The sequence below is a fragment of the Streptomyces sp. NPDC002868 genome (genome assembly GCF_055563295.1).
Genome location: NZ_JBVHDR010000011.1, coordinates 94,271 through 108,763, shown reverse-complemented (window position 1 = coordinate 108,763; position 14,493 = coordinate 94,271). Strand labels below are relative to the sequence as shown.

Here is a 14,493-nt window from a genome sequence, read left to right as displayed (position 1 = left end):
CCTGAGGGTTCGCGTATTGGCAACAGTGCCGGGGTGGCGCGTAGGGTCGCGGAGTGCTTGATACCACCGAGCTGACGGCCGCCGTAGACCGCTTCGCCGACCGTCTGCGGGCCGCCCCGCAGAGCCGGCTGAGCCGGGGTGCGGCGGCCGAAGGGCTGGCGCTGGCCAGGGAGTTGGCGGTGCGGGCCCAGCGGATCGAGGCGCCCGGGGAGGCGCCGCGGATCATGCCGGAGGCGGGCCTGTTCGCAGTTGCGGATCAACTTAACGTCGCCGGGAACGATTTGGCCGAAGCGCTGCGAACGGCCCCGTCCCGGTCCCTGAGGGAGGTGGACGAGGCCGTGGGTCTCGTTGAAGCGGCCGCCCGGCGGGCGGGGCTGTAAGCCCGTGAGCGGGTCTACAGCGACGCGATGACGCGGTCCGCGAGGATATAGACGCTCTCCTGGCCGCACGCGAAAGTCAGGGCATAAGCGCCCGCGACGCCGGAGCCGCCCAGCAGCACCGGGGTGTCGCCGGCCCGCAGCGCCTCGGCGAGCTGCTCGGCGGTCTCGCGGTGGCCGGGGGTCAAACAGAGCGTCGTGCCATCTGCGAAGACGTACACATCGAGCGTGCCGAGCGGTCCCGGCCGTACGTCGGTGAGGGCCGTGCGCGTCTCGGCGAGCTCCTCGAGGCGGGCCACGGTGCGCTCGTGGTCGGTGACCACCGGGGTCTGGACCGGGACGAAGTCCGGGTGCGAGGGATGGCGGCGGCGGGCCGCGGCCAGCTCGGGGGAGTCCTCGGCGAACTCCGTCACCTCGGGCAGGTCCGCCAGCTCGTCGAGCGCCTCGGCCGCCTCGAAGTCCATCGCCTCAAGGCCGGCGAAGTCAGACTGGCGCGGGACGTAGAAGGGCAGCTCGTCGCCCGGGGCGGCCAGGCCGCCCAGCAGGGAGGGAGCGTCCGCCGCGTCGCGGGACTCCTGCGCGGCCCAGAAGGCGCGCGCCTCGGCCAGTTCGCGCTCCCGCTCCTCGGCGAGCGCCTCGGCGACGGCGGCGCGTATCTCGGCAGCCGGGGCGGTGCGGGCCTGCGGTACGGAGGCGATGCGGCTGGTGCCGTGCGCGGTGACCAGTTCGGTGCGCAGGGCCGTGACCTGCTTACGGAGCCCGTGGGCGGCGTGCAGGGCAGCGGCACCCACGGCCGTGGCTGCGGCCGTGGTCAGCAGCAGGGCAAGAGACATTGCGCTCACTGACTTACTCCCGGTTTCACTCGATCCCCCCGACTTCCTACATCAGCTTGCGGTCAGCGCGCGCCCCCTGTCAGTGCATTACGTCACGAATTGGACAGGACTTTGTGTCCCGTGTTTAGCGTGAATGTAGTGCTGACCTGGGAAAAGGGCTCTCCCCCAGGAGGTAGGTCACATCCTGGGGGAGATTCGGTCACGACTCGAGTTCCGCGCAGGCCCGAAAGCCCTAGCTGAGGCGCTCCAGGACCATGGCCATGCCCTGGCCACCGCCCACGCACATCGTCTCCAGGGCGAACTGCTTGTCGTGGAACTGGAGGCTGTTGATCAGCGTGCCCGCGATCCTGGCGCCCGTCATGCCGAAGGGGTGGCCGACGGCGATGGCGCCGCCGTTGACGTTCAGCTTGTCCAGGTCGACGCCCAGGTCGCGGTAGGACGGGATGACCTGCGCGGCGAAGGCCTCGTTGATCTCGACCAGGTCGATGTCGCCGATGGTCAGCCCGGCGCGGGACAGCGCCTGCTTGGACGCCTCGACGGGTCCGTAGCCCATGATCTCGGGAGAGAGGCCGGAGACGCCGGTGGAGACGATGCGGGCCAGCGGGGTCAGGCCCAGCTCGCGCGCCTTGGTGTCGGACATGATCACGAGAGCCGCGGCGCCGTCGTTCAGCGGGCAGCAGTTGCCGGCGGTGACCAGGCCGTCGGGGCGGAACACCGGCTTGAGGCCCTGGACGCCCTCGAGGGTGACGCCCGCGCGCGGGCCGTCGTCCTTGGAGACGACCGTGCCGTCGGGGGTGGTGACCGGAGTGATCTCGCGCTCCCAGAAGCCGTTCTTGATGGCCTCCTCGGCGAGGTTCTGGGACCGCACGCCGAACTCGTCCATGTCCTGGCGGGTCACGCCCTTGAGGCGGGCCAGGTTCTCGGCGGTCTGGCCCATCGAGATGTACGCGTCCGGGATCAGGCCGTCCTCGCGCGGGTCGTGCCAGTTGGCACCCTCCTGCTCGGCGCGGGCGGCGGTACGTGCCTCGGCCTCGGCGAAGAGCGGGTTGTGGGTGTCGGGCAGGGTGTCGGAGTTGCCCTTGGTGCTGCGCGAGACCGTCTCGACGCCCGCGGATATGAAGACGTCGCCCTCGCCGGCCTTGATGGCGTGCAGCGCCATACGGGAGGTCTGGAGGGAGGAGGAGCAGTAACGGGTGATGGTGCAGCCCGGGAGGTGGTCCATCCCCATCTGCACGGCCACGATGCGGCCGAGGTTGTGCCCCTGCTCGCCGCCGGGCAGACCGCAGCCGAGCATCAGGTCGTCGATGTCCCTGGGATCGAGCTCAGGGACCTTGGCGAGCGCGGCCTGGATGATCGTGGCGGTCAGGTCGTCGGCGCGCAGCTCCTTGAGGGAGCCCTTGAAGGCCCGGCCGATGGGGGAGCGGGCAGCAGAGACAATCACGGCTTCGGGCATCACAGCTCCATAAGGGGCGAGGCGGTGGGGCAGGACTGTCTGGGAAGTTACCCGTCCGTATCGCTGGGGTCACGGGCCGGGTCGTGTGATGCGGACCTCTTTTCTAAGCGATCGCTCAGCTCCTCCAGTATGCGCCCGCGCTGCGCGGGCGACGGCAGCTTCCCGCCGCGCCGCCCGGGACGCGCCCGCGCCGTCCGCGCTATGCCCGCCGTACTTCCGACGGCGACGGTGCCGGTGCCGGTTCCGTCGTCGGGGGCGGCTCCGGGAGGCGACGCCGGCGACGGTGCTTCAGGAGCGCCCACGGGGCCCTCGCGCCCGTGACCTCCGTGCCCGCCTCCGCCGCCGCCGTGGCCGCCGCCCGCGCCACCGGGAGCATGTCCTCGTCGCGGTCCGCGTCCAGGTGGTCGGTCTCCGGCCACAGGCCCAGCACCGCGCACAGAGTCGGCAGCATCGCCATCGCCGCCGTCGCGTAGCCCTCCGCCGACGGGTGGTAGTTGTCCGCGCCGAACATCTCCCGCGGGTTCGCCGCGAACTCCGGGCCCAGCAGGTCGCCCAGCGACACCGTACGGCCGCCCTGCTCCACCACCACGATCGTCTGCGCCGCCGCCAGCTGGCGCGAGACCCGGCGGGCCAGATAGCGCAGCGGCTGGTACACCGGCTCGATAGTGCCCAGATCAGGGCAGGTGCCCACCACCACCTCCGCGCCCGCCGTACGCAGCCTGCGCACCGCGGAGGAGAGCAGCCGGACGGAGTGCGTGGGCGGCATCCGGTGCGTCACGTCATTCGCGCCAATCATGATCACGCAGACGTCCGGGGTCCGGGACCGGTCCGCGAGCAGCACCGTGACCTGGCGCTCCAGATCGGTCGACTGCGCGCCGGGCAGGGCCACATTGCACACCTCGACCGGCCTCTCGGCCACGGCCGCGAGTCCGGACGCGAGCAGCGCCCCCGGCGTCTGGCCCGCCCTGCGTACGCCCTGCCCCGCCGCCGTGGAGTCCCCGAGCACGCCGAGGAGGAGCGGATCGCTGTGCCCGAAGGCCAGTCCGTACAGGCCGTCACCGCGCGGCGGGAGCGGGGCCGTGCCCCCGCCCACCGAGCGTTTCGCCAGCTGGACCTCCGCCAGTACCAGCCCCACGGCCGCCGCTCCGAGCAGCCCGATGCTGCCGCCGCCGTAGGCCGCGCCCGCGGCGATGCGTCGTGCCACCCTCGCCCTCGACACAGTCCGAGCCACCTCCTCGTAGCCGCCTCGTAGCTCTGCGTCGCAGCTCTACGTCGTCATCAGCTAACTGCCCCGTGGCTACCGTCGCCCAATCACGCGCTGCTCCGCTTACGCTGGCCGCATCACTACGGAGATCCCGGAGAACATTGTGCGCATCCACCACTCGATGATCAGTCTCGTCGGCAACACCCCGCTGCTGAAGCTGAACAGCGTCACCGCAGGCATCCAGGCGACCGTCCTGGCCAAGGTCGAGTACTTCAACCCTGGCGGGTCGGTCAAGGACCGGATCGCCCTGCGCATGATCGAAGCGGCCGAGGAGAGCGGAGCGCTGCAGCCCGGCGGCACGATCGTGGAGCCGACCAGCGGGAACACCGGCGTCGGTCTTGCCATCGTGGCTCAGCAGAAGGGCTACAAGTGCATCTTCGTCTGCCCGGACAAGGTGTCCACGGACAAGATCAATGTGCTGCGTGCGTACGGCGCCGAGGTCGTCGTCTGCCCCACGGCCGTCGACCCCGAGCACCCCGACTCGTACTACAACGTCTCCGACCGGCTGGTGCGGGAGACGCCCGGCGCCTGGAAGCCCGACCAGTACTCCAACCCGAACAACCCGCGCTCGCACTACGAGACGACCGGCCCCGAGCTGTGGGAGCAGACGGACGGGCGGATCACCCACTTCGTCGCGGGCGTCGGCACCGGCGGCACGATCTCCGGCACCGGGCGCTACCTCAAGGAGGTCAGCGACGGCAAGGTCAAGGTCATCGGCGCCGACCCGGAGGGCTCCGTGTACTCCGGCGGCTCCGGCCGGCCCTACCTCGTCGAGGGTGTCGGTGAAGACTTCTGGCCGACCGCGTACGACCGGACCGTGACCGACGAGATCGTCGCCGTGTCCGACAAGGACTCCTTCCAGATGACGCGCCGGCTCGCCAAGGAGGAGGGGCTGCTCGTCGGCGGCTCCTGCGGCATGGCGGTGGTCGCGGCGCTGCGCGTGGCCGAGGGGCTCGGCCCGGACGACGTGGTGGTCGTGCTGCTGCCGGACAGCGGCCGCGGCTATCTCTCCAAGATCTTCAACGACGAGTGGATGGCGGACTACGGCTTCCTGGAGGACTCGGGCCCGTCCGCAAGCGTCGCGGATGTGCTGCGGCACAAGGAAGGCGGCAAGATCCCGAGCCTGGTGCACATGCACCCGGAGGAGACGGTCGGCGAGGCGATCGAGGTGCTGCGGGAGTACGGCGTCTCCCAGATGCCGATCGTGAAGCCGGGCGCCGGTCACCCGGACGTGATGGCCGCCGAGGTCATCGGCTCGGTCGTCGAACGGGAGCTGCTGGACGCGCTGTTCGCGCAGCGCGCCTCGCTGGGCGACCCGCTGGAGAAGCACATGAGCGCGCCGCTCCCGCAGGTGGGCTCGGGCGAGCCGGTCGGCGACCTGATGTCGGTGCTCGGCGCGGCGGACGCCGCGATCGTGCTGGTGGAGGGCAAGCCGACGGGTGTGGTGAGCCGTCAGGACCTGCTGGCGTTCCTCGCGGGCGGCGGCAAGTAGCAGCCGGGGGACGGGAGTTCGCTCTGTGCGCGACCGGGGCGCTGTCGGGTGCGACCCCCGCTGCGCCTTCCGGGGATGACCCCCGGCCCCCGCGGAGGGCCCTGGTCGCGAAAACGGTACGAGCGCGACACGTACGCGCAGCACCCGCTTAACACGCGTCCGGCACATTGGTGGATGTCGGCAGGGGGCCCGGGCAGGGATCCCGGCCGGCACCCAATGCGGCGTCTAGGACCTCCGGAGCGGCTCCCGGACCTCCCAAGACGCCCTGGACGCGGAGACCGGCCCTGACCCGGGACCGTGTCCCACGCGGGGACCGCCGTCGTCCCGCCCCCCGGTTCACCGGGGGTGCGGCGGTCCCCGCGTCCTATCTTTTTTGTGGCTCGGTTCTCCCCCTACCTTCGGCGGGGGGACCCCCACGGGGCGCCGCTGTGCCCATCAGCGGCCTCCGGCCGCGGGCGGTGTCGACGGTCGATCGTGCTCGACCTCCCCCAGACTTCGTCCGGGGGGACCCCCAACGGGCTTGAATTTCCGCCGGTCCGGCTTGATCTTCCGGCGGACGAGGTGAAAAACAGCCCCGCCGGCGATTGAGGCGCGGGGTCCGGGGCGGAACCCCGGGCTACTCCTCCCAGCCGGACTTGTCGCGCTCGCGCGACCCCCGCAACCACGGCCAGCCCCGCGCCGCATGCACCGCGTTCACGCCGACGATCCCGAACCAGGCAACGACCAGGCCCGGCAGGTCGGCATTGACCACGGCGATCGCCGAGAGCGGGACGGCGAGGATCATCGAAATGATCCCGAAGCCGAAGCGCTCCCCGAAATTGGCCTCCGCGGACTGCGGCGGGCGGGCGCCCCGGGCGACCACCATCTGCTGTTCGGCCAGTTGGCGCCGGACACGGCGGTCCACCGCGCCGTCGAGGCGCTGCTCGACCTTCTCCAGGAATGATTCGACGAGCGCGGAGTCGTACTCTTCCCCCAGCTCGCGGCGGGCGTGCAGGGTGGCGTCGAGCTCCTTTTTGAGCTCAGGGTCGCGGGCTTCCATAACGCTTCACGCTACGGGCGGGTGGCAGCCGCGTCAGTGGGGGTAGCCCCACTGTTTGTCCCTAGGGCTACCTGGGGGGTGAGGATCGTACGGTCCGCGATGAGCCATCGGTTTCAGCTTCCCTTCCTGGCGAGCCCGTGCTGCTTCGCCCAGGCGTTCGCGACGTCCTCCGGGTCCTTCTTGTCCTTGTCGACCTGCCGGTTGAGCTCGGTCAGCTGCTCCGTGGTCAGTACGGCGCCGAGCCGGGCCAGCGCCTTGCGCACGGTCGAGTCGGCCTTGCGGTCCGCGATCAGCGGGACCACATGCTGACCGGGGATCAGGTTCTTGGGGTCGGCGAGGACCACCCAGCCCTCGGCGGCGATGTCGGTGTCGGTGGTGAAGAGGTTGGCGACGTGCACGTCGCCCTTCTTCAGCGCGCCCTTGACCAGCGGCCCGGAGGAGTCCAGCGACTTGAACTCCTTGAATTCCACGCCGTATTCGTCCTTCAGGCCGATGACGCCGACGACCCGCTTCTTGACCTCCGGGGCCGCGCCGATGACCAGCTTGCCGTTCTGCTTGGCGAGGTCGCCGAGGGTTTTGAGGCCGTACTTGTCGGCGGTCTCGCGGGTGACGGCGAAGGCGTCGGAGTCCTCGGCCAGGCCGTACGGGAGGATCTGCAGGCCCTTGGGGAGGACTATGGCGAGGGCGTTTTGCATCTCGCCCTCCTCGGTGCCCTTCGCCTTCGGGTCGAGGTAGTGCAGCAGCGCGCCCTGGTACTCGGGGAGCAGATCGATGTCGCCGCCGCGGAGTGCCGGGATGAGGATCTCGCGGGTGCCGAGGTTGGGGCGGACCTTGGTCTTCACACCGGCTGCTTCGAGCACGGCCGCGTACAGGTAGCCGAGTATCTGGTTCTCGGTGAAGTTGGCGGTGCCGATGGTGACGCCGTCCTTGCTGGAGCCGCCTCCTGACACGTTGCCGCCTTCGCCTTCGAGGGAGGTGATGCCGCTGCTGCAGGCGGCGAGAGCGGGGACGGAGGCCGCGGCGAACAGGCCGCCGAGGAGGGTACGTCGGTTCATGGCTGAAGCTCCTCAGTGAGCGGCGGTGCGGTGGCGGAAGAGGACACGCTGGAGGGCGGCGAGCCCCAGGTCGAGTACGACGGCGACGATCGCGACGAGTACGGCTCCGCCCAGGACCTGGACGAGGTCGCGCTGGGCGAGGCCGTCGAAGACGTACCGGCCCAGTCCGCCGAAGCTGACGTACGCGGCGATGGTGGCCGTCGCCACGACCTGGATCAGGGCGAGCCGCAGCCCCGTCATGATCAGCGGCAGCGCGAGCGGGATCTCGACCTGGAACAGGACCTGGTGGCCGCGCATGCCCTGGCCGCGGGCGGCGTCCTTCACCTCGGGGTCGACGGCGGTCATGCCGGCGTAGGTGTTGGTGACGATCGACGGGACGGCGAGGGCGACCAGCGCGACGTACACCGGCGTCATGGACAGGCCGCTGGCCAGGAACACCAGGACGACGAGGCCGACGGTGGGCAGGGCCCGGCCGAACGACGAGAGGTTGATGGCGAGGAACGCGCCGCGGCCGGTGTGCCCGATGAGCAGGCCGACGGGCAGCGCGATGACGGCGGCGATGAGGGTCGCGAGGAGCGAGTACTGGAGGTGCTCGGTCAGTCGGTGGCCGATGCCGTCGGGTCCCGTCCACTGCTCGCCGCTGACCAGCCAGGAGCCGAGGTTCTTGAAGAGCTCGTACATGTCGTCAGGCCCTCTCACGCTTTGAATGTTGCAGCCTGGTCCAGGGGGTGAGGACGTACTGCACGGCGACGAGCAGCGTGTCCGCGATCAGCGCGAGGAGGAGGGTGAGGACGACGCCGACGACCACGGGGGTGGGGAAGTTGCGCTGGAAGCCGTCAGTGAAGAGCTGGCCGAGGCCGCCGTCGCCGATGTAGGTGGCGACGCTGACGAGCGAGATCGACATGACGGTGGCGATGCGCACGCCGGCCACGATCACGGGCAGCGCGAGGGGCAGCTCGACGGTGAGGAGGGTACGCAGGGGGCGCGTCCCCATCGCTTGGGCGGCTTCCTTGGTCTTGGCCGGCACGGAGTCGAGGCCCTCGACGGTGTTCCGGAGCAGGACGACGAGGGTGTAGATCGTCAGGCCGATGACGGTGGTGGTGCGGGTCAGCCCGGAGACCGGGAGGAGCAGCACGAACACGGCGATGGAGGGGATGGTGAACAGGACGTTGGAGAGCCCGAGGAGGAATCCGCGGAGCGGCTTGATCCGGTGGGCGACGACGGCCAGGGGGAGGGAGATGAGCAGCCCGAACAGGACTGCGGAGAGGGCGGCTTGGAGGTGGGAGAGAGTGAGGGTGGTGAGGTCGCCGGCGTGGTCGGATATCCACGACCATTCGATGGTCACGAGGTGCCGCCCTTGAGGGGGGTGGTCGCGGTGTCCGTCGCGGACCCGGCCAGGTCCGGCCCGGTCCCGGTCGCCGCCGAGCCGTGCCACTCGCCCGCCTTGTCGTGGATGACCTCTCGTGCGCTCACGCCCGTCAGGACGCCGTCCGTGTCGACCCGGGCGACCAGGCCGGCCGGGGACGCGACCGACTCGTTGAGGGCGGAGAGGAGCGAGTCACCGTCGCGCAGCGGGCGCACGGGGAGCAACTGCGCGTCACCGGCCACGCCTTGTGCGGGCAGCGCGTCCGTGTCGAGCCAGCCCTGCGGCTCGCCCTTGGGCGAGACCACGAGCCGCCAGCGGCCGTCCGCGGCCGCCGCGGCGACCGGCTCGTCCGCCCGCAGCGCGGCGGCCCGCTGCTGCGGGACTCCCGCCAGTGTCGAGAGCGACAGCAGCTTCAACCCCCGCTCCGCGCCCAGGAAGTCCGCCACGAAATCGTCCGCCGGGCGCGCCAGCAGTTCCGCCGGGGTCGCGCACTGGACCAGATGGCCGCCTGTGCGGAACACCGCTATCCGGTCGCCCAGCCGGACCGCCTCGTCGATGTCGTGCGTGACGAACACGATCGTCTTGCCCAACTCCTGCTGAAGACGCAGCAGTTCGTCCTGGAGCTGGGTGCGGACGACCGGGTCGACCGCACCGAACGGCTCGTCCATCAGCAGCACCGGCGGGTCAGCCGCCAGCGCGCGGGCCACGCCCACCCGCTGCTGTTGCCCGCCCGAGAGCTGGTGCGGGTAGCGCTTGCCGGCGTCGGCGGTGAGACCGACCGTCTCCAGCAGCTCGGCGGCCCGCGCCCGCGCCTTGCGCCGGCCCCAGCCCAGCAGCAGCGGCACCGTCGCGATGTTGTCGAGGATCGTGCGGTGCGGGAACAGGCCGGACTGCTGGATGACGTATCCGATGGAGCGGCGCAGCTGAGCCGCGTCCTGCGTCAGAACATCCTTGCCGCCGACGTGGATCGTGCCCGAGGTCGGCTCGACCATTCGGTTGATCATGCGGAGCGTCGTGGTCTTACCGCATCCGGAGGAGCCGACGAGCACGGTGATACCGCCGTCGGCCATCTCCAGGGTGAGGTCGTGGACTGCCGTTGTGCCGTTGGGGAAGCGCTTGTTCACTGCTTCGAATTTGATCATCATTCGTCCCTTGCCCGGCCTGCATATCGTCATGCAGAGTTCTCGGTGTCTGAATAAGTTGTCAATGCCCCGGGGTAAATCACTCGTTACGGATGCTCGGAAGGCAGGACAAACCGTCCGAAAAGGAAGGGTTTGCGCGTTATGTCGTCCCACATGGTGGACTCGCCCACCGGCATCGTGGTCCTCGACGGACAGAGCCTCCCCGTCGCGGACGTCGTCAGGCTGGCCGTCGGCGCGGCCCGTCCCGTACCCGGCTCGGAAGCGATCAAGCGCGTCGAGGCCGCCTGGGACGCCGCGCGGGAGCTCGCCGCGTCCGGCCGCGTCTACGGGCGCTCCACCGGCGTCGGCGCCAACCGGAACGAGGACGTGCCCACCGGGGCCGCCGCCGACCACGGTCTGCGGCTGCTGCGCTCGCACGCCGGTGCGATCGGCGATCCGCTGCCCGCCCGCGAGGTCCGCGCCATGCTCGCCGTACGGGCGAACCAGCTGCTCGCGGGGGGTGCCGGCCTGCGTCCCGGCGTCGTCACCGCGCTCTGCGAGGCGCTGGAGAGCGGCGCGTACCCGGTCGTCAACGAGTTCGGCTCGGTCGGCACCGGCGACATCGCGGCCCTCGCCCAGATGGGGCTCGCCCTCGCCGGCGAACAGCCCTGGAATGCCGACGCGGGCGGCCCGCCCCCCGAGGCGCAGGCCCTCGACAACAACGACGCCCTCGCCCTGATCAGCTCCAACGCCCTCACCCTCGGCCAGGCCGCGCTCGCCCTCGACGAGCTGCGCGCGCTCGTCTCGGCCACCGAGCTGGTCGCCGCTCTCTCGCTGCTCGCGGTCGACGGCTCCTACGAGGCGTACGCCGAACCCGTGCACGCGGCCCGCCCGCACCCCGGCACGTACGCCGTCGCGGCCAGGATGCGTCGGCTGCTCGGCGCGCCCGAGCGGCCGACCCCGCCGCTGGGCCGGATCCAGGACCCGTACGGATTCCGCTGTCTGCCGCAGATCCACGGGCCCGCGCAGGACGCGGCGGACGCGCTGGAGCGAACCCTCGCGGTCGAGATCAACGCGGCCGCCGAGAACCCGCTGATCCGGGCCACAGACATGGCCGCCTACCACCACGGCGGCTTCTACATGGCGCAACTCGCCCTGGATCTCGATCACTTCAGGCTCGCCATCACCCAGACCGCGAGGCTGTCCACCTCCCGGCTCTCCGCCCTGAACGAGCCCGCCTTCACCCGGCTGCGGCCCTTCCTCGCGGACGCGGAGGCCGCGAGCTCCGGCGTGATGATCCTCGAGTACGCGGCGGGCGCGGCCCTCGGCGATCTGCGGGCCTTCTCCGCGCCCGCGTCGCTCGGCCACGCGGTACTGTCCCGGGGCGTCGAGGAGCAAGCCAGCTTCGCCTCGCTGGCCGCGCGCCAGACGCTTCGGGCGGGGGGCGCGTACCGTCTCGTGGTCGGCTGTGAACTCGTCGCGGCGGTACGGGCGTTGCGCCAGCGCGGGCTGCGGCCCGACCCGGAACTCCCGGTGGGCCGCGCCTTCGAGCTGGCCGAGTCGGTCCTCGACGAGGACGTCGCCGACCGGCCGCTCACCGACGATGTCACGCGGGCGGCCGGGCTGCTCGACCGGTTCACGGACCTGATGAGGGACACGACGAGGGGGATGGCATGAACGACAGCGCTGCCGCGCGACTGCAGCAGCTTTTCGAGGGCCACCGGCTCACCCCGACGCAGCGGCGGATCGCGCACAGCATGGTGCGGCGGGCGGCCGATGTGCCGTTCCTGTCCAGCGTGGAGCTCGCCGAACTGGCCGGTGTCAGCCAGCCGTCCGTCACCCGCTTCGCCGTCGCGCTCGGCTTCGACGGCTACCCGGCCCTGCGCCGGCATCTGCGGGAGGTCGCGCCCGCGGAGAGCGAGGCCGGCCCGGACGCGTACAACGAGTACCAGCAGGCGGTGCACGCCGAGATCGAGAACCTGCGCCACCTGGCCGAGCTGCTCGCCGACCCGTCCCCGGTCGAACGCGCGGGCCGGCTCCTCGCCGCGTCCCGCCCGCTGCCGGTGCTCGGCCTGCGCGCCGCGTCCTCGCAGGCCAGGGGCTTCGCGTACTTCGCGGCCAAGGTCCACCCGGACGTACGCCTGCTCGACGAGGGCGGCACGATGCTCGCCGACCGCATCGACGCGGCCCGCCGCGCGGGCGCGAGCGCGCTGATGTGCTTCGCGCTGCCGCGGCACCCCAAGGAGGTCGTGGAGGCGCTGGCGTACGCACGCTCGGCGGGCCTGACGGTGGTGACGGTCGCGGACTCGGCCTTCGCCCCGGTGGCCGGCCACAGCGACCTGCTGATCCCGGCGGCGGTGGGCACCGGCCTGGCCTTCGACACGGCGTGCGCGCCGATGCTGCTGGGCCGGGTGCTTCTGGAGGCGATGTGCGACGACCTGCCGGACGCACAGGCGCGCCTGGAGGAGTTCGACGCGAGGGCGGCGGCGCGGGGCCTGTTCGTGGAGTAGGGGTCTGCTCGTGGAGTAGCCGGAGGGGCTCCAATCGAGCCCCTCCGGCGATCCGGCCGCGGGCGGTCAGATCTCCAGCTCGGCCTCGATCTTCCTCAGCTGATGCGGGCCATGGCGAGGTTCGCCCGGTCCTTGTCGAGCGCCAGGTAGAGGAACAGGCCGTTGGCTCCCCGGCCCTTGAGCAGCCGGATCAGGTGGTACTGCGAGCCGAGGGTGATCAGGATGTCCTCGATGCCGTCCTTGAGCCCGAGCTGCTCCATGGTGCGCACCTTGGCGCGCACCACATCGGTGTTGCCCGCCGCGGCGACCGTCAGGTCCAGGTCCTTTCCGCCTCCGACAGTGCCGAGGGCCATTCCGCTGGTGTAGTCGACGAGGGCGCCCTCGATGACAGTGGTGGCTTCCTTGAGGGCGCGTTCGGTGTTGGCCATGAGATGCGCATGACGCGTCACGACCAGGCGGTCCGGCATGCCCTCATTCAGGCGGCCGACGCGCGGGCGGCGGCGCGGGGGCTTTTCGTGGAGTGGTCGCCCGTCCGGGTGAGCGATGGCAGAGCCTCGCCGGGGGCGATCGGTGCTGCCGGCGGCCTCACTCCTCGCCGCGCACCTTCATTACCACCTTGTTGATCGCCCACAGCACGAGCCCGATCGCGAGCAGCACCCCCGCCCGGATGTAGACGTCCGCGGCCCTCTCCGAGAGCGGGCTGGCCAGGATGATTGAGGTGATCGCGCCGAGCACGGGCAGCGGAGTCCAGGTGCGGAAGTGCGGGTGGTCCACGGGGTCCTTGCGCAGGACCAGTACGGCGACGTTGACCACCGCGAAGACACACAGCAGCAGGAACGCCGTGGTGTCGCCGAGTCCCTCGATCTCGCCGGTGCACACCAGCCCGATGGCGATCACCGTGACGAAGATGATCCCGGTGACGGGGGTGCGGCGGTTGCGCAGCACCCGGCCCATGCCGCGCGGCAGCACCTTCTCGTTGGCGAGGCCGTAGCAGAGCCGCGAGGCCATCATGATGTTGATCAGCGCGGAGTTGGTGACGGCGAAGAGCGCGATCAGGGCGAAGAGCCTGGGCGGGAAGTCGACCCCGCCGGCCTTGACGACTTCCAGCAGCGGGCCGCTGGACTTCTCCAGCACGGTGTACTCGACCAGTAGCGAGGACACCAGCGCGACCAGCACATAGATCGTGCCGGTGACGGCGACGCCGATGAAGATCGCCTTGGGGAAGGTGCGGACCGGGTCCTTGGTCTCCTCGGCCATGTTGACCGAGTCCTCGAAGCCTACGAAGGCGAAGAAGCCGAGCGCGGTCGCCCCCAGCACGCTGGTGAGCAGCGCGTATCCGGTTCCTTCGGCCTGGAACTCGCCCAGCCGGGACGGTTCGCCGTCGCCCGCCAGCACGGCGTACAGGCCGATCGTGAGGATCACCAGCAGGCCTGTCAGCTCGACCAGCGTCAGCACCACGTTGGTCTTCACCGACTCGGACACGCCGCGCAGCGCCAGGCTCGCGAGAGCCAGGATGAAGATGATCGCGATCAGCGTCGACGGGATGGCGTCGGTGAACTCCTGGAAGTAGTCGCCGCTGAAGGCACGCGCGGCGGCGCTCGCGGACGAGAGCCCCGAGCACATCACCATGAAGGCGACGATGAAGGTCAGGAAGTGGACCTTGAATGCCTTCTGTGTGTAGAGCGCGGCGCCCGCGGCCTTCGGGTACTTGCCGACCAGTTCGACGTACGACGCCGCGGTGAGGAGGGCGACCACGAAGCCGATGGCGAACGGCAGCCACAGCGCCCCGCCGACCTTCCCCGCGACCTTGCCGGTCGTGGCGTAGATGCCGGTGCCCAGGATGTCGCCGATCACGAACAGGATCAGCAGCTTCGGGCCGATGGCACGCTTGAGCGGCGGCTGGTCGAGCGGCGTCGTGGCCGGTGTGCCGGTCGTGGACATGGGGCGGCCCTCCGGTCGGTGGGATGACAGAGAAGATCTGCC

The 14,493-nt window shown here is 70.8% G+C and carries 13 protein-coding genes and 1 pseudogene; 4 read left to right on the top strand and 10 right to left on the bottom strand.

The window, feature by feature from the left end; all coding sequences use genetic code 11:
• The first annotated feature begins 53 nt into the window (after positions 1–53).
• Complete coding sequence (locus ACZ3H8_RS29040) at positions 54–380, top strand: hypothetical protein (protein WP_467406911.1); 327 nt, start codon at positions 54–56, stop codon at positions 378–380.
• Between the two features lie 14 nt (positions 381–394).
• Here ACZ3H8_RS29040 and ACZ3H8_RS29035 read toward each other — a convergent pair whose 3' ends face one another.
• The 3 genes from ACZ3H8_RS29035 to ACZ3H8_RS29025 form a co-directional block, all read right to left on the bottom strand.
• Positions 395–1,210: a hypothetical protein gene (locus ACZ3H8_RS29035; RefSeq protein WP_467407302.1), complete on the bottom strand. Its 816-nt coding sequence runs from the start codon at positions 1,208–1,210 to the stop codon at positions 395–397.
• Positions 1,211–1,442: 232 nt separating this feature from the next.
• Positions 1,443–2,663 carry an acetyl-CoA C-acetyltransferase gene (locus ACZ3H8_RS29030; protein ID WP_467406910.1) on the bottom strand — a complete coding sequence of 407 codons (1,221 nt, stop codon included), beginning with the start codon at positions 2,661–2,663 and terminating at the stop codon, positions 1,443–1,445.
• Positions 2,664–2,862: 199 nt separating this feature from the next.
• Positions 2,863–3,867 carry an SGNH/GDSL hydrolase family protein gene (locus ACZ3H8_RS29025; RefSeq protein WP_467406908.1) on the bottom strand — a complete coding sequence of 335 codons (1,005 nt, stop codon included), beginning with the start codon at positions 3,865–3,867 and terminating at the stop codon, positions 2,863–2,865.
• Between the two features lie 163 nt (positions 3,868–4,030).
• Between ACZ3H8_RS29025 and ACZ3H8_RS29020 the strand changes: the two genes are divergently transcribed.
• Positions 4,031–5,419 (top strand): cystathionine beta-synthase, encoded by a 1,389-nt coding sequence (locus ACZ3H8_RS29020; RefSeq protein ID WP_467406906.1) that lies wholly within the window; start codon positions 4,031–4,033, stop codon positions 5,417–5,419.
• Positions 5,420–6,035: 616 nt separating this feature from the next.
• Here ACZ3H8_RS29020 and ACZ3H8_RS29015 read toward each other — a convergent pair.
• From ACZ3H8_RS29015 to ACZ3H8_RS28995, 5 genes are all read right to left on the bottom strand, one after another.
• Complete coding sequence (locus ACZ3H8_RS29015; protein ID WP_467406904.1) at positions 6,036–6,458, bottom strand: hypothetical protein; 423 nt, start codon at positions 6,456–6,458, stop codon at positions 6,036–6,038.
• 113 nt (positions 6,459–6,571) lie between these two features.
• A complete protein-coding gene (locus ACZ3H8_RS29010; protein ID WP_467406901.1) occupies positions 6,572–7,513 on the bottom strand; it encodes an ABC transporter substrate-binding protein in 942 nt (313 codons plus the stop codon).
• Between the two features lie 12 nt (positions 7,514–7,525).
• Complete coding sequence (locus ACZ3H8_RS29005) at positions 7,526–8,194, bottom strand: ABC transporter permease (protein WP_356225166.1); 669 nt, start codon at positions 8,192–8,194, stop codon at positions 7,526–7,528.
• Positions 8,195–8,198: 4 nt separating this feature from the next.
• Positions 8,199–8,858 (bottom strand): ABC transporter permease, encoded by a 660-nt coding sequence (locus ACZ3H8_RS29000; protein WP_467406898.1) that lies wholly within the window; start codon positions 8,856–8,858, stop codon positions 8,199–8,201.
• Positions 8,855–10,021 carry an ABC transporter ATP-binding protein gene (locus tag ACZ3H8_RS28995; protein ID WP_467406897.1) on the bottom strand — a complete coding sequence of 389 codons (1,167 nt, stop codon included), beginning with the start codon at positions 10,019–10,021 and terminating at the stop codon, positions 8,855–8,857. Before ACZ3H8_RS28995 ends, ACZ3H8_RS29000 begins: the two co-directional genes overlap by 4 nt.
• A gap of 141 nt (positions 10,022–10,162) precedes the next feature.
• On the opposite strand from ACZ3H8_RS28995, the gene ACZ3H8_RS28990 reads away from it, so the two are divergent.
• The gene (locus ACZ3H8_RS28990) at positions 10,163–11,677 is read left to right on the top strand and encodes an aromatic amino acid ammonia-lyase (protein WP_467406894.1); all 1,515 of its coding nucleotides are present in this window, start codon (positions 10,163–10,165) and stop codon (positions 11,675–11,677) included.
• Entirely contained in the window at positions 11,674–12,510 is an 837-nt protein-coding gene (locus ACZ3H8_RS28985) for a MurR/RpiR family transcriptional regulator (RefSeq protein WP_467406892.1), read from the top strand. The genes ACZ3H8_RS28990 and ACZ3H8_RS28985 overlap by 4 nt, the downstream gene beginning before the upstream one ends.
• Before the next feature lie 66 nt (positions 12,511–12,576).
• Here ACZ3H8_RS28985 and ACZ3H8_RS28980 read toward each other — a convergent pair.
• A pseudogene (locus ACZ3H8_RS28980) lies at positions 12,577–12,938 on the bottom strand (hypothetical protein).
• A gap of 157 nt (positions 12,939–13,095) precedes the next feature.
• Positions 13,096–14,451: an APC family permease gene (locus ACZ3H8_RS28975; RefSeq protein WP_467406889.1), complete on the bottom strand. Its 1,356-nt coding sequence runs from the start codon at positions 14,449–14,451 to the stop codon at positions 13,096–13,098.
• Between the last annotated feature and the right edge of the window lie 42 nt (positions 14,452–14,493).